A 20,377-nucleotide genomic window follows, 5' to 3' on the forward strand; every position below is an offset into this window, starting at 1 on the left:
CAACTTTTTGACATTATTGAAATACATGTCTTATTTTTTCAAGTGCAAGGTCCAATTCTTCTTTAGTAATAATTAATGGTGGTGCAAAACGAATGACAGTATCATGCGTTTCTTTACATAATAAGCCTTCTTCTTTCAAAGCTTCACAATATGGTCTAGCACTTTCATTAAGTTCCACACCTATAAACAAACCACGTCCACGGACTTCTTTAATTGATGGATGATCAATTTGCTTTAATTGTTCTTTAAAATAATCTCCTAATTCTAAAGAGCGCCCTGGTAAATCCTCATCAACGATAACATCTAATGCAGCAATTGATGCAGCACAAGCAAGTGGATTACCACCAAATGTTGAACCATGTGAGCCAGGTGTAAAGACATCTAATACTTCTTTATCTGCTAATACAACAGAAATTGGGAAGACACCACCACCTAGTGCTTTACCTAAAATATAGACATCAGGTTTTACATTATCCCAATCCGTAGCAAATAATTTACCCGAACGACCTAATCCTGCTTGGATTTCGTCAGCAATAAATAAGACATTATGTTCATCACATAATTCTCTAATTGCTTTCAAATATCCTTCTGGCGGTATATTTATACCCGCTTCACCTTGAATTGGTTCTACTAAAACTGCTGCAGTATTTTCATTAATTGCAGCTTTCAATGCATCTACATCTCCAAAATCAACTTTTCTAAATCCATCTAATAACGGACCATAACCACGTTGGTATTCTGCTTCTGAAGATAATGAAACTGGCGCCATTGTTCGACCATGGAAGTTACCATTAAATGCAATGATTTCTGCTTTATTTGGCTCAATTCCTTTAACATCGTATGCCCAGCGTCGTGCTGCTTTCAAAGCTGTTTCTACTGCTTCAGCACCTGTATTCATTGGTAAAGCTTTATCTTTACCTGCCAGTTTACAAATTTTTTCGTACCATTCACCTAAGTTATCACTATGAAAAGCACGTGAAACTAGAGTCACTTTATCAGCTTGATCTTTTAATGCTTGAATAATTTTCGGATGTCTATGACCTTGGTTAACAGCGGAATATGCAGATAACATATCCATATATTTATTGCCTTCAGGATCTTTAACCCATACCCCTTCAGCTTCTGAAATGACAATTGGCAATGGTAAATAATTATGTGCTCCGTAATGATTTGTTAACTCAATAATTTTTTCAGATTTAGTCATCATATCTCCCCTTTTCATCATTTATAACTATTATACATGAAACATTATCCAAATAATTACATTAGTTTTCAAAGCAGATACTTTTCCACCAAAAAAGATGAAATAATCACTAAATTTCATTAAATTTGTCTATTTTGAAAACCCTTACATTTATAATGACATAATTACTTAAATGATTACAAGCAAAAGAATTGATAATTTTACACTTAATCAAAAGTATATTTTACTAAGAATATTTTTATTTATAAATATTGAAAACCACTAACAAATTGCATACACAATATCATTAGTGGTAACAGTTAAACACTTATTTATCTTTACGTGGTAATGGATAGAATCCTTCATTAAATTGATGCCATAAATTAGGAGTTAAGTGATGATTATCTTCTCTCTCTGGATCAAAGTAATTAATAATTTCATCTTCCCGTCCATCTTTAATTTTTTCAACAAATTGATAATCCAGTAGTAGCTCTCTACCAATGGCTACTAAGTCAACACCAACATTTTCAACTGCATCTAAAGCTTCGTCAGCTGTGAAAATTGAACCAATACCGATAAGTGGCATACGACCATTTATCCATTTGTGAATTAAAGGTAGTCTTTCTTGTCCAGCGTATTTACCTTCACGTGTCGTTGCATGCGTATCCATCATTGAAACATGAATATAGTCGATTGGCATATGGCTAATTTTATTAACGAGTTCCTCTGTAATTTCCATTGTGATTCCTGGAGACTCCGCTTCCTCTGGAGATAATCTGTATCCAACTATAAAGTCTTTATTGCCATACGCTTCTTTCGCTTTAAGCACTTCTTCAATCACAGCGACCGGGAATTTATATTGATTTGCCCATACATCATTTCTTCTATTATAGTATGGTGATACAAATTGATGAATTAAGTAATGATTCGCGCCATGTATTTCAACACCATCAAACCCTGCTTCAATTGCACGTCGTGTTGCTTCACCAAAATCCTTGATTGCTTGTTCAATCTCTTCATTCGTCATTTCTCTAGCACTATGTTCTTGTTTCTGACCGAAACTTTTTAAAGAAATTGGACTTGGTGCTACGACGTCTCCATCAGGTATTAATTCAGGCAATGCTTGTGCACCACCATGATGTATTTGTACGAGTGCTTTGGCACCGTTTTTCTTCATTGCTGTAGCTAATCGTTTTAGTCCTTCAATATCACTGTCATGCGCGATTGACGGCTGTCCTGGAAATGCTTTTCCGACATCACTCACATTACTCGCAGCATTAATTGTAATACCAACATCTTGTGAACGCTTTTCAATATAAGGAAGTTCTACATCTGAAATAGTACCATCATCATTTGAAGAAATATGTGTTAAAGGGGCTAACACAAATCGATTTCTCAACTCTACTCCATTTGGTAATTCTACTTTATCAAACAATGGTTCGTATTTACTTTTCATTACTTAATTCCTCCTTAAAATTATTGAGTTGACTATAACATGTAATTTTTTCATTCTCCAATTATCTGTTTATATAGTTGCAATTCGTTTAATACTTTAAGTTGTAGTTCTCATTTCTAAAATAAATAAAAAAACAAATCCACATACAATATTGCAAATCAACGATTCTATCTAACAAAGATAATGGATATGTCACCTTAAACCATTTGTACGTGTAAATAGAATCAATCATATTACGTTATCGTAGACAAAAAGAGATTAGTATCTAATAAAATTTAATAGATACTAATCTCTTTTATAGTCTAAGAAACTTTCATTTCAGACCCTTTGTATGATTTTCGGTACGATTTATCTGTTCCTTTAGTCGTTTCGAATTGCTCGCTTTGACTGTTTTATCCAGATTGGTAAGCGTTCTTTAAGTGTTTGAAACCCATATTTTTCTGTTTCTCTGATTTCATCTAATACTGATTGTTTTTCCTTCTTACGCTCATAATTTTTGAAGTAATCATTATCCTTTAATGATAGATTAAGCTTTCCTTCATCATCTATAGACAAAATTTTAGCTTTAACAATTTGGCCTTCTGATAGAAATTTCTTCAAATTATGAACGTAGTCATCCATAATTTCTGATATATGAATCAGTCCTTCAGTATGATTAGGGGTCTCAACAAACGCACCGTATGGTTGAATACCAGTTACACGCACCTTGATATGTTGGCCAATTTTGTAGTTATTCAACTTAATAACCCCTTATTTCGTTTACTTAACACTATTATCATAGCACAAATCGAAATGGTGGACTAATTAAAACATCAAATCATACGAATATTATTTTATAAATGAATAAGAATTCTACAAACTTGGATTTACAAATAAAATTAGCAACAAATTCCTATCTAAATCAATATGATATCCAGCTACTTTGTTTTCAATTTATTAACTATTTGAATAACAATTCTCTGTAAAAACATAAAAAGCAACCTCAACTATTATCTTTAGAATACACATCTATTTAAAAACTGTGCTTTCTTGATAAATATATTGAGATTGCTCATCATATTAGTTTATTTATTTTCGTTGGAATATATACTAATCCATTCATAAATTAGCTTTATCCGAGTTTAAAATGTTGGTAGTTAATTATGTTTAGCTATTATTCTTCAACATCAATAGATTCAATTACAACATCATGAAGTGGTTTGTCTTGTGGTCCCACTTTTGTATTTGCAATATCTTCTAATGTAGTTTCACCATCAATGATTTGACCGAATACTGTATGTTTTTGATCTAACCATGGTGTACCACCCTTTTCGCCATATGCATCAACGATTGGTTGAGGCCAGCCACCATCTGCAAGTTGACTTAACATATTTTGAGGTACTTCTTTCATTTGAACAATGAAAAATTGTGAACCATTAGTATTAGGTCCTGAGTTAGCCATTGATAATGCGCCATATAAGTTAAATGCATTTAATGAAAATTCATCTTCAAAAGCACCGCCATAAATACTTTCGCCACCCATACCAGTAGCTGTTGGATCGCCACCTTGAATCATGAAGTCATTAATGACACGGTGGAATGTGATTCCATCATAATAACCATTTTTTGCATGTGTCACAAAATTTTCAACTGTTTTTGGTGCAATATTTGGAAATAATTTGAATGTCATGTCACCTTTATTTGTGTGCATAACCACTTTGATTTCACCTTGTTGTACTTCTTTGTTTAACTGTGGATAGTTAGCCATTTATATTCTCCATTCATGTTATGATACATATATATTAACATACTTTTAAGGGAGGAAAATAGCATGAAGCTATATCGATTTTCACACAAAACAGGTAGCTATGGTGTCACGATTGTTGAAGAAAATGGAGACGATGTCCTTGTTAAAGTTGAACAAGTTATCAAACACCCGAAACAAGGTGATTTACATAACCCTACTGAAACTGAAGGTGTATTTTTCCATGAACGCAAAGCATTAAGCCATTTTGAAAAACGCTATACGAAACGTTCACAATTACGCGACTTCAATGTTGATGTATTGCGCTATGAAGATTCACTTCAACAAGCAATTACAGATTTAGAAACTAAACTTAAAGCTCAGCAAACAAAACATGCTGAAATGTCTTTAGCTAGTTTAGCACGCTTAAAAGAAGATTATTCACTTCAATACAAAGAAAATTTTAAATAAAAAATGACGTGTTTCTTCTTATTTAAATACTTCTGAAAATAAAGCACAACAAGGAGTGTGTACGTTTTTCAGAACTATATCATTCATGTATAATGAATAACATAAATATTTTTTAAAGGAGGACAACATAGTGAGTTTGTTACATATTGCGGTGATATTACCGTTAATATTCGCACTCATTATTCCTATCCTGTATAGATTTTTTAAACGTATACATTTAGGATGGTTCGTATTACCTGTCCCTATCGTCATATTTATTTATATGCTTACATTAATTAAAACGACGATGTCAGGTAATACTGTAATGAAAACCTTAAATTGGATGCCTCATTTTGGTATGAACTTTGATTTATATCTTGATGGCTTAGGTTTACTCTTTAGTTTGCTTATTTCAGGAATCGGCAGTTTAGTAGTATTATATTCAATCGGCTACTTAAGTAAGTCAGAACAACTAGGGAATTTTTATTGTTATTTATTACTATTTATGGGTGCAATGTTAGGTGTCGTACTTTCAGATAATGTTATTATTCTATATTTATTCTGGGAGCTAACGTCATTTTCTAGTTTTTTACTTATTTCATTCTGGCGCGAACGACAAGCATCTATATATGGTGCTCAAAAATCGCTCATAATCACAGTATTTGGTGGTCTATCATTATTAGGTGGTATCATCTTACTCGCTATACCAACACAATCATTTAGCATTCAGTACATGATTCAACATGCTTCTGAAATTCAAAATAGCCCATTCTTCATTTTTGCGATGATTTTAATCATGATTGGTGCTTTTACAAAATCTGCTCAGTTTCCATTTTATATTTGGCTACCAGATGCAATGGAAGCACCTACACCAGTCAGTGCTTATCTTCATTCAGCAACAATGGTTAAAGCAGGGTTATATTTAATCGCTCGAATGACACCAATCTTCGCAGCATCGCAAGGTTGGGTATGGACTGTCACACTCGTTGGTTTAATTACGTTATTCTGGGCTTCGCTAAACGCAACAAAACAACAAGACTTGAAAGGTATACTGGCATTTTCAACAGTATCCCAATTAGGTATGATTATGGCGATGCTTGGAATCGGTGCCATTAGTTATCACTATCAAGGCGATGATAGCAAAATATATGCTGCTGCATTTACGGCTGCAATATTCCATTTAATCAACCATGCAACATTTAAAGGTGCCCTATTTATGATTACAGGTGCAGTGGATCATTCTACTGGTACACGTGATGTTAAGAAATTAGGTGGCTTACTAACAATTATGCCTATTTCATTTACAATCACTGTTATTACAGCATTAAGTATGGCTGGTGTACCACCGTTCAATGGTTTCTTATCAAAAGAATCATTTTTAGAAACAACATTTACAGCAAGCCAAGCAAATTTATTCAGTGTTGATACATTAGGCTATCTATTCCCAATCATTGGTATAGTGGGCAGTGTCTTCACATTTGTATATTCAATTAAATTTATAATGCATATATTTTTCGGACAATATAAACCTGAACAATTACCTAAAAAAGCACACGAAGTATCAATATTAATGCTTTTATCACCAGCTATTTTAGCTACATTAGTAATTGTATTCGGTTTATTCCCTGGCATTTTAACTAATTCGATTATTGAACCAGCTACATCTTCGATTAATCATACGGTAATTGATGATGTTGAATTCCATATGTTCCATGGATTAACGCCTGCCTTTTTATCAACATTAGTGATTTATATTTTAGGTATCTTACTAATTGTGACATTTAGTTATTGGGTGAAATTGTTGCAACGACAACCTGGTAAACTAACATTCAATTATTGGTACAACAGAAGTGCAAATGTTATTCCAAACTACTCTGAAAAGATGACGAATAGCTATGTTACCGATTATTCACGTAATAATTTAGTTATCATTTTTGGTGCATTAATTTTATTAACATTTGTCACTATATTCTCAGTACCTTTCAACATTAATTTTAAAGACGTTAGTCCGATTAGAATTTTCGAAGTTTGTATCGTAATTTTATTATTAAGTGCTGCCTTTTTAATTCTTTTCGCTAAATCAAGATTATTTAGCATCATTATGTTAAGTGCAGTTGGATATGCTGTGTCTGTATTGTTTATATTCTTTAAAGCACCCGACTTAGCATTGACACAGTTTGTCGTTGAATCTATTTCAACAGCATTGTTCTTATTATGCTTCTACCACTTACCAAATTTAAATCGTTATAATGAAAAGCGCTCATTCCAGCTTACTAATGCTTTAATTGCTGGTGGTGTTGGTTTGTCCGTCATTATTATCGGTTTAATTGCATACGGAAATAGACATTTTGAATCGATATCTAAGTTTTATCAAGAGCACGTTTATGATTTAGCTCACGGTAAAAACATGGTAAACGTCATACTTGTTGATTTCCGTGGTATGGATACTTTATTCGAGTCATCTGTGCTTGGTATCGCAGGATTAGCTGTATATACAATGATTAAATTACGTAAAAAGCGTCAAACGCAAGGTAACGAGGTGAAAAATCATGAATAGACAACAAAATGATCTAATTTTGCAATTTGCTGCAGTTATTATCTTTTTCATGGTAATGGTCTTTGGTTTTTCACTTTTCTTAGCAGGACATTATACACCTGGTGGCGGTTTCGTCGGCGGATTATTATTCGCAAGTTCACTTGTTATCATTACGATTGCATTTGATATAGAAACAATGCGTAAAATTTTCCCATTAGATTTTAAAATCTTGATAGGTATCGGATTAGTTTTTTGTATTGCGACGCCTATCGCAAGTTGGTTTTTAGGCAAAAATTTCTTTACGCATGTCACATTTGATATACCGTTATTTATATTAGAACCTGTTCATATGACAACAGCAGTATTCTTTGATTTCGGTGTTTTATGTGCAGTAGTTGGTACTGTCATGACAATTATTATTTCGATTGGAGAGAACGAATAGTGGAAATTATTATGATTTTTGTTAGTGGTATTCTCACAGCAATTAGTGTCTATCTCGTTTTGTCTAAAAGTCTGATACGAATTGTTATGGGAACTACACTATTAACACATGCAGCAAATTTATTTTTAATAACTATGGGCGGACTTAAACATGGTACTGTTCCAATTTATGAAGCGAACGTAAAAAGCTATGTTGATCCTATCCCGCAAGCACTTATTTTAACAGCAATCGTTATCGCCTTTGCGACAACAGCCTTTTTCTTAGTATTAGCATTTAGAACATATAAAGAATTAGGCACAGATAACGTTGAGAGTATGAAAGGAGTTCCAGAAGATGATTGAAAGTAATATGCTTGTGTTAACGCTAGTTATTCCAGTAATTACAGCCATATTACTTGTCTTTATTGGAAAGCGTCCTATTATAAAGCGTTATGTCGCACTAGGCGGTACATTATTAACCTTGGTCGCGGCAATTATCAATTTAGCAAATGTTGTTAAACATGGACCAATACGCGTAGAGCTAGGTTCATGGAAAGCACCATACAGTATTGTCTTTGTATTAGACATATTCAGTGCCCTACTAATAATTACTAGTATTATTATTACAGCTATTGTGATTTTATATTCATACCAAACAATTGGTATTGAACGTGAAAGATATTATTATTATTTTTCAGTACTATTTATGTTAATAGGTATCATTGGTGCATTCACAACTGGTGACATTTTCAACCTATTCGTATTTTTCGAAGTATTTTTAATGTCATCTTATTTCTTATTAGTAATTGGTTCTACAAAAATTCAACTACAAGAAACAATAAAATATGTTCTTGTTAACGTTGTATCGTCATCCTTCTTCGTAATGGGTGTAGCGATTTTATATTCAGTAGTAGGAACATTGAATCTAGCAGATATAAGCAATAAATTAGCTAACCTTTCAGCGCATGACAGTGGCTTAGTCAATATCGTTTTCATACTATTTATCTTTGTTTTTGCTACAAAAGCTGGCGTATTCCCAATGTTTGTTTGGTTACCTAGTGCATACTATGCACCACCAATTCCAATCATTGCATTCTTTGGTGCTTTGTTAACAAAAGTTGGTGTTTATGCAATCGCTAGAACATTGAGCCTATTCTTTAGTGATAATGTAAGCTTTTCACATTATGTCATTTTATTCTTAGCACTATTAACGATCATCTTTGGTTGTGTCGGTGCTGTTGCATATGCCAACATTAAAAAAATCATCCTATACAATGTCATGATTGCTGTAGGTGTGATCTTAGTCGGCGTTGCAATGATGACAGAGTCAGGTATGATTGGGGCTATTTACTATACATTGCACGACATGTTAGTAAAACTTGCATTATTCTTGCTTATCGGAATTATGATTAAAATTACAGGCACTGCTGATTTAAGACAATTTGGTGGCTTAATTAAACGATATCCTGTACTTGGTTGGTCATTCTTTATCGCAGCATTAAGTTTAGCTGGCATTCCCCCACTCAGTGGCTTTTATGGAAAATTTTTTATTGTCCAATCAACATTTGAAAGAGGATTTTATTTAAGTGGTGTCATCGTCTTATTATCAAGTTTAGTCGTATTATATTCTGTCATTCGCATATTCCTACAAGGCTTTTTCGGTCAACCAAAAGGATATGATCTTAATAACAAAGTCGACGTCAAATATTTAACTACGATTGCAATCGTTGCAGTTGTGATAACTGTTTTATATGGATTGTCAGCAGATTACTTATATCCAATGGTAAAAGCTGGTGCAGAAACATTCTACAATCCATCAACCTACGTTAAAGCTGTATTAGGAGGTAAATAACATGGCTGTACAATTAGTATTAAACTTTATTATCGCAGTGTTTTGGTTGTTTGTGACAAATAGTTACACAACAAATAACTTTGTGTTAGGTTTCATCTTTGGCCTAGTTCTTGTTTACCTCTTACACAGAGTGTTACCAGGTAGATTTTATGTCATCACGCTATATCGTATTATTAAATTAGTTATTATTTTCTTAATCGAACTGATTAAAGCTAATTTTGATGTTTTGAAAATTATTATTAAACCTTCGATTAAAAATGAACCAGGATTCTTTGTTTATCACACAGATTTAAAAAAAGATTGGCAAATTGTCTTGCTGTCTAATTTAATTACATTAACACCTGGTACTGTAGTGCTTGGTGTAAGTGACGATCGTACAAAAATTTATATTCATGCCATAGATTTTTCAACTAAAGAGCAAGAAGTAGAAAGTATTAAAACATCATTAGAGAAAATTGTAAGAGAGGTGGGCGAAATATAATGAATCATAATGTTATTATCGTTATTGCATTAATCATAGTTGTCATTTCTATGTTAGCTATGCTCATTCGCGTTGTGCTAGGCCCATCACTTGCCGATCGTGTTGTCGCATTAGATGCGATTGGTCTTCAATTAATGGCAGTTATAGCATTATTCAGTATTTTATTAAATATTAAATACATGATTGTCGTTATTATGATGATTGGTATATTAGCTTTTTTAGGTACTGCAGTATTCTCTAAATTTATGGACAAAGGTAAGGTGATTGAACATGATCAAAATCATACTGATTAGTCTTGCACTTATCTTTGTTATCATCGGTGCTTTAATTAGCGCCCTGGCAGCTATAGGATTATTGAGACTTGAAGATGTATATTCACGTGCACATGCTGCCGGAAAAGCATCAACATTAGGTGCAATGTCATTACTATTTGGTACGTTTTTATATTTTATTGCTACTCAAGGTTTTGTAAATATGCAATTAATCGTTGCGATTATCTTTGTATTAATTACAGGTCCTCTTTCAAGTCATATGATTATGAAAGCAGCATATAATATTAAAACGCCTTATACTAAAAAGACTAAAGTCGATGAAATTTCAGAAGACTTAAAAGACACAAAATTGTAGATTATATAACAAAATCATGAATATAAATCAACAACAAACAGCAGTAAGATGATTCCAAATTAGGAATGATTTTACTGCTGTTTTCTTTTGACATTGTTACCTCTTTTTCAATGGTTTTTTCTTTGACTACAGCTTCGCCCTATCTACATATATCTCTTTAATTTAATTGCCTTTCATGTCGTTATGTATTATGATAATAATAATTATAAATCGTAACGATTACGCTTTAAAAAGAGAGAGGTTTTATTATGCATTGGACAATTATCGGCGGTGGCATACAGGGAACTGCAATCGCACAAAAACTATTATCAAGCGGATTAACAACAGACCGATTAACAATCATTGACCCACACGAAACTTTTTGCCAAAGGTTTAACTCATTTACAAATCGAATAGAAATGCCTTATTTAAGATCACCGATTGTACATCACGTACATCCACAACCGTTCCATCTAAAACAATTTGCTAAACAGCACCAATATACACATGCTTTTTATGGTCCTTATCAACGACCTGAATTGACAATGTTTATGGATCATATTGCACATGCTTCTAAACAATATCAATTAGAGGATTGCTTGGTTCAAGGTTTAGTTCAAACTTTAGATAAACAAGAAGACAAATGGCATATCAAGTTAGAAGATGGACAAATTATCACTACAGATTGCGTCGTTATTGCAATAGGTAGTACAAATATTCCGTTTATGCCTGACATTTTAAAAGACAAACAGAATGTAAATCATATCTTCGAGAAAGAACATGATCAAGTAGTATATGATAAGACCGATCATATCGTTGGTAGTGGCATTACGGCTGCACATCTTGCACTTAAATTGTTAAATCATGATAACGATAAAAAGATTCATTTATGGCTAAATAAAGATATTGAAATACATGACTTTGATGCTGATCCTGGTTGGTTAGGTCCGAAGAATATGTCTACATTTTTAAGTACTAAAAGCATGCCTGAAAGAAATGCCATTGTACAACGTGAACGTCATAAAGGATCAATGCCTCACGAACTGTACTTACGCCTTAAAAAACATATTAAAAATGGTCGTATAAATGTGCATAAAACACCTATCACTCAAATTAGTGATGGTTTAATTAACACTGAAAATAATTCTGTTCCATATCAACAGATTATGGTTGCAACTGGTTTTGAACAAGATTTTATGTCACAACCACTTATTAAGCAATTAATACAAAATTATGATGCACCTATCAACGAATGTAATTACCCTGTTATTTCCGAAAAATTAGAATGGATACCAAATCTATTTGTCGCAGGATGCTTTGCAGACTTAGAATTAGGACCATTTGGTAGAAATGTTATGGGTGGCCGTAAAGCTGCCGAACGCATTGAACAAGCATTTCTAAAATTACAACAATATAGCGCATAAAAAAACTGCTAGCCGTAGTTATGAATATCTCATAACATTTCAGCTAGCAGTTCTTTTATTTTAAAGGCTTAATAGCAACTGTACCACGCATAACTGTAATTAATTGTTCTTTGTCATTCTTAATTTTTATATCCCATACATGTGTCGACTTACCTTGATGAATAATTTCAGCTGTCGCAGTAACATGACCATCTTTAGCAGAATGAATATGATTGGCATTCATCTCTAAACCTAATGGAATAAATTTGGTTGTATCAATTAGATTAGCAGATCCTAATGAACATGCTGTTTCACCTAAAGCAATCGAAGCACCACCATGTAAATATCCAAATGGTTGTTTTACTTTATCAGTAACAGGCATAGAAATAACAACTAAACCATCTTCCTGGTGATCTATTGACATCTCAAATGTCTCTAATAAATGAGTCATATTTTCACCTCTTTATGCTTATAGTACCATAGCAGCAATAGTACCGAAAATCATTAAAGGAATATTATAAAACAAGAAGTTTGGTACACATGTATCGCGTATATGATCATGTTGGCCATCAACATTTAATCCCGCAGTTGGTCCTAATGTTGAATCACTTGCAGGTGAACCTGAGTCACCTAATGCACTCGCTGTTCCAATCAATGCGATTAATGCCATTGTATCTAGTCCAATTGACGCTCCAAAAGGAATGAATAATGATGCGATAATAGGAATTGTTGCAAATGATGATCCAATACCTAAAGTGACAATTAAACCTATCACATACATCATGATAATGCTAAATAATTTATTATCACCAGTAATACTTGTTAAAGTTTTAACTAATTCATCTATATCACCAGTAGCATTCATTACACCAGCAAATCCATTTGCTGTTAAAATAACTACACCAATATAAGCCATAATTTTAATACCTTCAACAAACTTAGCATCTAATTCATACCAATTATATGCACGTGAAATAAAGAATACGAGTACCCCTGCCAGTGCACCAAAAATCATTGAATCTGTAAATGTTTGTATTAAAAATGTAGCTAGTATTGCTACAATTGTTACTATTAAGATATATGGTTTTAACTCTGTAACATTGTCACTATCTGAAATTTTACGTGTTTCATATTCACGTGGTTTACGATATACATATAAACCGATAAGTAAGCCAACAATATACCCCATTGAAGGAATAAGCATTGCTTTCCAAATCATATTAAACTCAATTGGGTGATTCGCCTTTGCAAAGCCACTTTGAATAATTTGCTGGAAAATTTGACCGAATCCATATGGTAATAACACATACGGGAAACATAAACCAAAACCGATAATCAAACCGATTAAACGTCTATCTATTTTTAAGTCATTAAACAGACTTAACAATGGTGGGATGACAATTGGAATGAATGCAATATGTACAGGAATTAAGTTTTGACTCATGATACTCATAGCTAATAATACAATGATTATTGTCACTTTGACTTTAACTCTTGACCATCGACTATTTTCAGCGTGAATTGCATTTATAATTTTTCCTACTAAATAGTCTGTGATACCACTGTATGAAATTAATGCTGCAAATCCACCTAATAAAGCATAGCTTAATGCTACCTCAGCACCATCGACTATATTTTTCCCAAATACATTTATAACTTTTTCAATGCTCATGCCTGAAATTAAGCCACCAACTAGCGCACTGATAAATAAGCTTATAACTACGTTTAATCGACATAAACATAGCACAATCATTAAAATTACTGCTATTACTACTGCATTTATCATATGACAACCATCCTTTATCACTATATCGAACTAAAGCGTTTATAGACTACATAGTATCAGTAGCTTTAACACCTGTCAATAGCAAACTATACCAATAATCTTTATTTTTTAGTTAATTGTCTTTCTTAAAATAATTTTAGCTTTCATTAAATTAAACAATTTTACAAGCTTGGAACACCAATCAAAATCCTAAGTTCTAAAATGCAATATTAGTAGTCGTTGACTGAATGAACATATGCTTATAATATTTTTTTGCAATGCTAGTCAAGTTGATTTATGCTCACAAGGATATGCGATTTATATTTTCTTACAACAATGAAAATGCCTGATACAATGCGATCCTTTATACTTTCAAGAGTTAAATTAGAAATGTATATCAAGACACAAGTTGTATCAGGCAAATAATTAAATTATTGTTGTTTTAACCATTGTACTATCGTCGGAATCATAAATCCTGTTGGCCCTTTTGGACCATTATATGAAGCTTTATTAGTCGTTGCTGGACCTGCAATATCGAAATGAATGTGAGGTGTTTGACCACTAAAATGTGTTACAAAACTTGCCGCAAATAGCGCTTTACCTTGTCCATTCGTATGGTTAACTAAATCAGCGATATCACTGTGTTTAATACTTGCACGTTCGGTTGCAGTAATCGGTAATTCAAATACCATTTCATCGACTTCAGAACTTATTTGTAATATATCGTTTAATATCACTTTACTATTCGATTCAAATGCAGCAGCTTTATCATCGCCTAGTGCAACAATTGCTGCACCCGTTAATGTAGCAAAGTCCATAATCACACTAGGCTGATATTGATTTGCATAAAACACAGCATCTGCAAGGACTAATCTACCTTCAGCGTCTGTATTCATTACTTCTACAGTTTCACCACTTAATGCTGTAAATACATCATCTGGCTTCATTGATGCTTCATTTATCATATTTTCAGCACACGCAAGCACTCCGACAATATTTACAGGCAGTTGTAAACGACTAGCCGCTTCAATGATACCAACGACATTCGCAGCGCCACACATGTCAAACTTCATTGTAGCCATGCCATTCTTCGTTTTAATACTATAACCACCAGAATCATACGTTATACCTTTACCAACTAAGGCAATTGGTGCTTCATCTTTGTCTTTGCCATTATATGTGATGGTTACTAATCTCGGTTTATGCTTACTACCTTTACCTACTGCTTGTAAAAGTCCGAATCCTTCAGAAACTAAAGTGTCATAATCTTTAACATCTACTTTGACCTTTGTATTTTTAAAATGATTAACAATATCTTCTGCAAATGTTTGTGGTGTTAATACATTCGGTGGCATATTACTAAAGTCTCTTGCCAAATTAATGGATTGGCCAATACTGATACCCTCATGAATAAAATCTAATTCAATTAATGATTCACTAATAAGGTTTAAATTCGTCTTAAACGGTGCCTTCTTACTTGATTTATAATGATCGAATTCATATGTTGCACGCTCACTTTGAATACCGCATGCCATTAATACATCTGATAACTGATCATATTTTGAAATAAATGAATCCATAAGTAAATACGTATCTTCAATGTGTTCTGACTTTATGTATTGGAAAAGATGTCCCCATATTTTCAACATATCTTGATAACTACGTGTCTTTAAGTTTCCTAAACCAACTGTAATTAAACGATATGTTTGATCTTGTACATCAAATGCAGTTGTATAAATCTTCCCAACTTTACTACCAATAATATGTTGATGTTTTAGTCTTTCAAGTGATTCTGTAATATCGATATGATTAAAACTAATGCGCTCTAACTGATTTAAATGTTCTGGTATACCAATAATCAATGTATTTATTTCGTTGCTTAGTGTGTTATTTAATTTAAAATTCATAATGTACCTCCTTAGATTTGATATGTTACTCACTTCAAATTGTACAACAATAAAGCCCTTCAGTGACACTGAAGGACTTTATAAATGAATAATTTAATTTTATGTGTTTAGCTGAAACTTTATTTAAAGCCTAGAATTTACCTTTTTTGAATGCTAAACCGATACCACCGATTTTGAATACCGCACGTGTATCAATCACTTTTTTCATGAATGCTGCTTTTTTACCAGCGATAGGTTTACCAAATACCATACCTACACCGTCATGTGAACCTAAAGAACAAACAGTTCCACGATCAACGTATTCGAATTCTTCAGTTGATTCACCGTTTAAGATGCGTTTAATGTTTTTAGCAACACTTTCACCTTGTTGCATTGCAATTTGTGCTGTAGTTGGTAATGGACGTTCTTCTCCAGCTGGGATAAACGCTGAACAGTCACCAATAACAAAAATGTTGTCGTAACCATTGATTGTTAAATCTTGCTTTGTAACGATACGTCCACGTTTAACGCCTTCAAATGATTCTTCCATTAATTTACTACCACGTACACCAGCTGCCCATACTGAAGTACCTGCATTTAATTGTTGTTTTTCACCATCTACTTCAACTACAAAACCTTTTTCGTTACAAGCAACGATTGGTGTAGCAATTTTAAATTCAACACCGCGGTCTTCTAAGTAGCTAACTGCGTGGTTAACTAATTCTTCTGAGAACATTGGTAACATTTTAGGTGCTGCTTCAACACAAGTGATTTTAACTTTATTTTGATCCACACCATATTTGCTACATAATTCAGGAATTCTGTCTGTTAATTCACCTAAGAATTCAACACCAGTGAATCCAGCACCACCAACTAAGATAGATAAATCGTTATCATCTTTTTCTTTTGATGCTGCATAGTTAGCAAATTTGTCTTCGATATGACGTGATAATTCACGTGCTGTGATAACATTTTCAATTTGGAAAGCATGATCTTTCATACCTTCGATGCCGAATGTTTCACTAACGAAACCTAATGCTACTACTAAAATATCAAAGTCATAAATACCTTGATTTGTTTCTACCTTTTTAGCATCACGGTCAATTTTTGTTACTTCTGCTTGAACAAAGTTCACTTTGTCTTTCTTCAAGACACTTTCCACAGGATATAATACATCTTCATAGTTTAGTGTACCTGCTGATGCTTCATGTAACCATGTTGCTTCATAGTGATATTCATTTTTATTAATAAGCGTAATTTCTGCTTCTTCTGTTGATATCGCTTTTTGCAATTTAGTTACAGTTTGTAAACCTGCATAACCAGCACCAAGTACAAGTACTTTTTTACGATCTTGAGCCATTTAATTTCACCTAAGCTTTCATATTTTTTTAACCAAATGCTGATAATTACTAGTAACAACTGGTCATTACTACTTTTACCACAATGTATACTAGTTTATCATCATTTTGTTATTTAAGTCTTTTAAATTATGTAAAAACCTGTGATGTTCACAAAAAAGACATTTTTAATCCAATACTAATTCTATAGCTTTTATGTTATATTTTCAAGCAAGATTCAGTCAGATTGTGAAAAAATTAATTAATTTTTTCGTAGCCTGATTTCGATTAAAAATGTATCCGCTATCACGATCATTTAAAATACTATTTATAGTCAGATTCTTAATTTTCAATAAGCTTTTTAATAAAACAAAATATCTTTACGCAAAAATAGGACATAATCAAATATGTCCTTAATCGTTATTGATATCAATTTGTATCCCAAAAATTGGGTTAACCATTAAAAAGTTATTTTATTAGCAATTTTCAGGATTACCTGCAACTTTTGCAGTTCTAAATGAACTACCACAGCCACATGAAGCAATTGCATTAGGATTGTCGATTTGGAAACCGCCACCCATTAATGATTGCTTAAAATCAATAGTCGTACCATTTAATACGGGTGCATCTTTTTTGTCTACTAATACTTTTAATCCAAAGTATTCTAAGACTTCATCATTTTCACCAGGTGCTTCTTCTGCACCCATACCGTATGTTAAACCAGTGCACCCGCCACCATTCACTTTAATTTTTAAATAGCCATCTGGCATTTCATTTGCTTTAAGCATATCTTTTACTTCGTAAGCAGCTGCTTCTGTTAATATAACTGTTGGCATGATAACTCCTCCTTAAAAAATCCAAGTTTCTTTTATATGTGCATATATATTTTGTAATAATTCTTCCGGCGAATCACCTTCAACAATATCACCATTTACTAAAGCATACAACCCGGCTGAACATATACCACAATGTGTCAGGCAACCATACTCTAACACATCGACATCTGGGTCATTTTCCAGTTGATTAAAAACATAATCTCCACCTTTTGCCATGTTAGAGAGACAAAATTCTACGATCGGATTCATACTTCACCTTCTTATTTCATTTGTTACAATATTATAGCATTTTAAAACTGGTATTTTAACATGATGTGCTCAATTAGCAACAACTGATGTTTCTTATCCCAGTTATGTAATAGTGCCTTAGTTAGTACAAATATTTATTTGTAGTCATTTTCAAAAAAATATATAATAAGCATATAAATACATATTTACTTTTTTAGGGGTTATTGATGAATCAAAGACACTTGCATTTTATAACTGTTCATTAACAAATATATCTATGCACTTTGATCTTTTCAAAATTAAAGTAAATATTAACATATAAAAGGGGTACTTCATTATGAAAAACTTAGTTTTGTTAGGCGGCGGATATGGTAATATGCGTATCATGTCACGCATTTTAACTACTTCTTTACCACAAGATTATACAGTCACATTAGTTGATCGTATGCCATTTCATGGATTGAAACCAGAATTTTATGCTTTAGCTGCGGGCACGAAATCAGATAAAGATGTTCGTATGAAATTCCCTAATCATCCACAAGTGAATACAGTTTATGGTGAAATTAACGACATAGATTTAGATGCTCAAATTGTCTCAGTCGGTAATTCTAAAATTGATTATGATGAGCTAATCATTGGTTTAGGATGTGAAGATAAATATCATAACGTTCCAGGAGCCGAAGAATATACACATAGTATTCAAACACTCTCAAAGGCTCGGGATACTTTCCATAGTATTAGTGAACTACCAGAAGGTGCTAAAGTCGGTATCGTTGGTGCTGGATTAAGCGGCATAGAACTTGCCAGCGAATTAAGAGAAAGTAGATCAGACTTGGAAATATATCTTTATGACCGTGGGCCGCGAATTTTAAGAAATTTTCCAGAAAAATTAAGTAAGTATGTTGCGAAATGGTTCGCCAAAAATAATGTTACCGTTGTTCCAAATTCAAATATTAATAAAGTTGAACCTGGTAAAATATATAACTGTGATGAACCTAAAGATATTGATTTAGTTGTATGGACAGCAGGAATTCAACCTGTTGAAGTTGTTCGTAACTTGCCGATTGATATAAATAGTAATGGACGCGTGATAGTTAACCAGTATCATCAAGTACCAACATATCGTAACGTCTATGTAGTTGGTGATTGTGCTGATTTACCACATGCGCCAAGTGCTCAGTTAGCCGAAGTTCAAGGTGATCAAATTGCCGATGTGCTTAAAAAGCAATGGCTAAATGAACCATTACCTGACAAAATGCCGGAACTAAAGGTACAAGGTATCGTTGGGTCATTAGGAGATAAGCAAGGTTTTGCATATATCATGGACCGCACTGTAACAGGACGACTCGCTTCTATTTTAAAATCCGGCGTACTTTGGTTATATAAATATCATAATGGTTAAAATTAAAAAGCAATGTCAGTTCACACTATTACTGACATTGCTTTTAGTTATGTGTATATTATTCATTCACAAGCTTTTGGTCTATAAATCGAGTGATTTGCTTTGTTTGTATATAACCATCTGCTACATATTCATCGTTCATTGTAATTAATGGATAAAATAGTTCATCTTGTTCTATTCTTTCAATAAATTGTAAATCATGATCTGTTAAGTTGTCATTATCTTTTGTAATATCTATATACGTATATTTAAATGATATATTTGGGTATTTTCTTTTTAATAGCGGCTGTAGCCAGTCATAAATATCTTTCGATGTTGGCGCATTAACGCAACTTGCACATATAACATCTGCCCCATATACTACCACACTCACGTGCTCCATATATTTATCCCCCATTGGTTTGATAGATTTTTATTACACTATCTATTATAATATACTAATAAAGATTATCAAATTCATCTCTCGAAAGGAGACTTGCCTGATGCCTACTGAAGATACAACGATGTTTGATCAAGTAGCAGAAGTTATTGAACGTCTTCGTCCATTTTTATTACGTGATGGTGGCGACTGCTCATTGATTGACGTGGAAGACGGTATTGTTAAATTACAATTACATGGTGCATGTGGTACATGCCCAAGTTCTACAATCACTCTTAAAGCTGGTATTGAGCGTGCATTACACGAAGAAGTGCCTGGTGTAATAGAAGTAGAACAAGTATTCTAATATAAAGATATTAAGTTAACAGAACATATTATGAATAACAACAAAGACAGGAATACTGAATTATTTATAATCAGTTATTACCTGTCTT

Annotated in this window: 22 protein-coding genes; 11 read left to right on the forward strand and 11 right to left on the reverse strand. The window is 33.0% G+C overall.

Annotated elements, in window-relative coordinates; translation table 11 throughout:
• Positions 1–13: 13 nt before the first annotated feature.
• The 4 genes from HMPREF3247_RS01780 to HMPREF3247_RS01795 all read right to left on the reverse strand — a co-directional run bounded on the left by HMPREF3247_RS01780 (position 14) and on the right by HMPREF3247_RS01795 (position 4,386).
• A complete protein-coding gene (locus HMPREF3247_RS01780; protein WP_000167314.1) occupies positions 14–1,204 on the reverse strand; it encodes an ornithine--oxo-acid transaminase in 1,191 nt (396 codons plus the stop codon).
• Positions 1,205–1,511: 307 nt separating this feature from the next.
• Positions 1,512–2,639: an NADH-dependent flavin oxidoreductase gene (locus HMPREF3247_RS01785; RefSeq protein ID WP_000838029.1), complete on the reverse strand. Its 1,128-nt coding sequence runs from the start codon at positions 2,637–2,639 to the stop codon at positions 1,512–1,514.
• 360 nt (positions 2,640–2,999) lie between these two features.
• A complete protein-coding gene (ygs, locus tag HMPREF3247_RS01790) occupies positions 3,000–3,377 on the reverse strand; it encodes a S1 domain-containing post-transcriptional regulator Ygs (RefSeq protein ID WP_001067294.1) in 378 nt (125 codons plus the stop codon).
• A gap of 415 nt (positions 3,378–3,792) precedes the next feature.
• Positions 3,793–4,386, reverse strand: a complete 594-nt coding sequence (locus HMPREF3247_RS01795; RefSeq protein ID WP_000035058.1) for a peptidylprolyl isomerase — start codon at positions 4,384–4,386, stop codon at positions 3,793–3,795.
• Between the two features lie 63 nt (positions 4,387–4,449).
• Between HMPREF3247_RS01795 and HMPREF3247_RS01800 the strand changes: the two genes are divergently transcribed.
• From HMPREF3247_RS01800 to HMPREF3247_RS01840, 9 genes are all read left to right on the forward strand, one after another.
• On the forward strand, positions 4,450–4,833 hold the full coding sequence (locus HMPREF3247_RS01800) for a kinase-associated lipoprotein B (RefSeq protein ID WP_000781162.1): 384 nt from the start codon (positions 4,450–4,452) through the stop codon (positions 4,831–4,833).
• A 130-nt stretch (positions 4,834–4,963) separates the two neighbouring features.
• Positions 4,964–7,369 carry a Na+/H+ antiporter Mnh1 subunit A gene (gene mnhA1 / locus HMPREF3247_RS01805; RefSeq protein WP_000054609.1) on the forward strand — a complete coding sequence of 802 codons (2,406 nt, stop codon included), beginning with the start codon at positions 4,964–4,966 and terminating at the stop codon, positions 7,367–7,369.
• Complete coding sequence (gene mnhB1 / locus HMPREF3247_RS01810; RefSeq protein ID WP_001081626.1) at positions 7,362–7,790, forward strand: Na+/H+ antiporter Mnh1 subunit B; 429 nt, start codon at positions 7,362–7,364, stop codon at positions 7,788–7,790. The genes mnhA1 and mnhB1 overlap by 8 nt, the downstream gene beginning before the upstream one ends.
• The gene (gene mnhC1, locus HMPREF3247_RS01815; protein ID WP_000402803.1) at positions 7,790–8,131 is read left to right on the forward strand and encodes a Na+/H+ antiporter Mnh1 subunit C; all 342 of its coding nucleotides are present in this window, start codon (positions 7,790–7,792) and stop codon (positions 8,129–8,131) included. Before mnhB1 ends, mnhC1 begins: the two co-directional genes overlap by 1 nt.
• Positions 8,124–9,620 carry a Na+/H+ antiporter Mnh1 subunit D gene (gene mnhD1 / locus HMPREF3247_RS01820; RefSeq protein WP_000573077.1) on the forward strand — a complete coding sequence of 499 codons (1,497 nt, stop codon included), beginning with the start codon at positions 8,124–8,126 and terminating at the stop codon, positions 9,618–9,620. Before mnhC1 ends, mnhD1 begins: the two co-directional genes overlap by 8 nt.
• A gap of 1 nt (position 9,621) precedes the next feature.
• Complete coding sequence (mnhE1, locus tag HMPREF3247_RS01825; RefSeq protein WP_000290674.1) at positions 9,622–10,101, forward strand: Na+/H+ antiporter Mnh1 subunit E; 480 nt, start codon at positions 9,622–9,624, stop codon at positions 10,099–10,101.
• Entirely contained in the window at positions 10,101–10,394 is a 294-nt protein-coding gene (gene mnhF1 / locus HMPREF3247_RS01830) for a Na+/H+ antiporter Mnh1 subunit F (protein ID WP_001016306.1), read from the forward strand. Before mnhE1 ends, mnhF1 begins: the two co-directional genes overlap by 1 nt.
• A complete protein-coding gene (gene mnhG1 / locus HMPREF3247_RS01835) occupies positions 10,372–10,728 on the forward strand; it encodes a Na+/H+ antiporter Mnh1 subunit G (protein ID WP_000590451.1) in 357 nt (118 codons plus the stop codon). The genes mnhF1 and mnhG1 overlap by 23 nt, the downstream gene beginning before the upstream one ends.
• A 248-nt stretch (positions 10,729–10,976) precedes the next feature.
• Positions 10,977–12,131: an FAD/NAD(P)-binding protein gene (locus HMPREF3247_RS01840; RefSeq protein WP_064130003.1), complete on the forward strand. Its 1,155-nt coding sequence runs from the start codon at positions 10,977–10,979 to the stop codon at positions 12,129–12,131.
• A gap of 55 nt (positions 12,132–12,186) precedes the next feature.
• On the opposite strand, the gene HMPREF3247_RS01845 is transcribed toward HMPREF3247_RS01840, so the two are convergent.
• The 6 genes from HMPREF3247_RS01845 to HMPREF3247_RS01870 all read right to left on the reverse strand — a co-directional run bounded on the left by HMPREF3247_RS01845 (position 12,187) and on the right by HMPREF3247_RS01870 (position 18,183).
• Complete coding sequence (locus HMPREF3247_RS01845) at positions 12,187–12,561, reverse strand: PaaI family thioesterase (RefSeq protein WP_000149291.1); 375 nt, start codon at positions 12,559–12,561, stop codon at positions 12,187–12,189.
• Positions 12,562–12,579: 18 nt separating this feature from the next.
• Positions 12,580–13,896, reverse strand: coding sequence for a Na+/H+ antiporter family protein (locus HMPREF3247_RS01850; protein WP_000606329.1), 1,317 nt, complete (start codon positions 13,894–13,896; stop codon positions 12,580–12,582).
• 410 nt (positions 13,897–14,306) lie between these two features.
• Complete coding sequence (locus HMPREF3247_RS01855) at positions 14,307–15,782, reverse strand: M17 family metallopeptidase (RefSeq protein ID WP_001009697.1); 1,476 nt, start codon at positions 15,780–15,782, stop codon at positions 14,307–14,309.
• A 130-nt stretch (positions 15,783–15,912) separates the two neighbouring features.
• Positions 15,913–17,121 carry an NAD(P)/FAD-dependent oxidoreductase gene (locus HMPREF3247_RS01860; protein ID WP_000046076.1) on the reverse strand — a complete coding sequence of 403 codons (1,209 nt, stop codon included), beginning with the start codon at positions 17,119–17,121 and terminating at the stop codon, positions 15,913–15,915.
• Between the two features lie 453 nt (positions 17,122–17,574).
• Entirely contained in the window at positions 17,575–17,934 is a 360-nt protein-coding gene (locus tag HMPREF3247_RS01865; protein ID WP_001143497.1) for a HesB/IscA family protein, read from the reverse strand.
• A 12-nt stretch (positions 17,935–17,946) separates the two neighbouring features.
• Complete coding sequence (locus HMPREF3247_RS01870; protein ID WP_001068337.1) at positions 17,947–18,183, reverse strand: YuzB family protein; 237 nt, start codon at positions 18,181–18,183, stop codon at positions 17,947–17,949.
• Positions 18,184–18,499: 316 nt separating this feature from the next.
• Here HMPREF3247_RS01870 and HMPREF3247_RS01875 point away from each other — a divergent pair, with 316 nt between their 5' ends.
• Positions 18,500–19,564, forward strand: a complete 1,065-nt coding sequence (locus tag HMPREF3247_RS01875) for an NAD(P)/FAD-dependent oxidoreductase (protein ID WP_000794020.1) — start codon at positions 18,500–18,502, stop codon at positions 19,562–19,564.
• A 58-nt stretch (positions 19,565–19,622) separates the two neighbouring features.
• Here the strand turns inward: HMPREF3247_RS01875 and HMPREF3247_RS01880 are convergent, their stop codons facing one another.
• Positions 19,623–19,946 (reverse strand): YuzD family protein, encoded by a 324-nt coding sequence (locus HMPREF3247_RS01880; RefSeq protein WP_000401414.1) that lies wholly within the window; start codon positions 19,944–19,946, stop codon positions 19,623–19,625.
• Between the two features lie 100 nt (positions 19,947–20,046).
• Here HMPREF3247_RS01880 and HMPREF3247_RS01885 point away from each other — a divergent pair, with 100 nt between their 5' ends.
• Positions 20,047–20,289 carry a NifU family protein gene (locus HMPREF3247_RS01885; RefSeq protein WP_001141883.1) on the forward strand — a complete coding sequence of 81 codons (243 nt, stop codon included), beginning with the start codon at positions 20,047–20,049 and terminating at the stop codon, positions 20,287–20,289.
• The last annotated feature ends 88 nt before the right edge of the window (positions 20,290–20,377 follow it).

The sequence above is a fragment of the Staphylococcus sp. HMSC36A10 genome, from assembly GCF_001838845.1.
Classification (GTDB): Bacteria; Bacillota; Bacilli; order Staphylococcales; family Staphylococcaceae; genus Staphylococcus; species Staphylococcus aureus.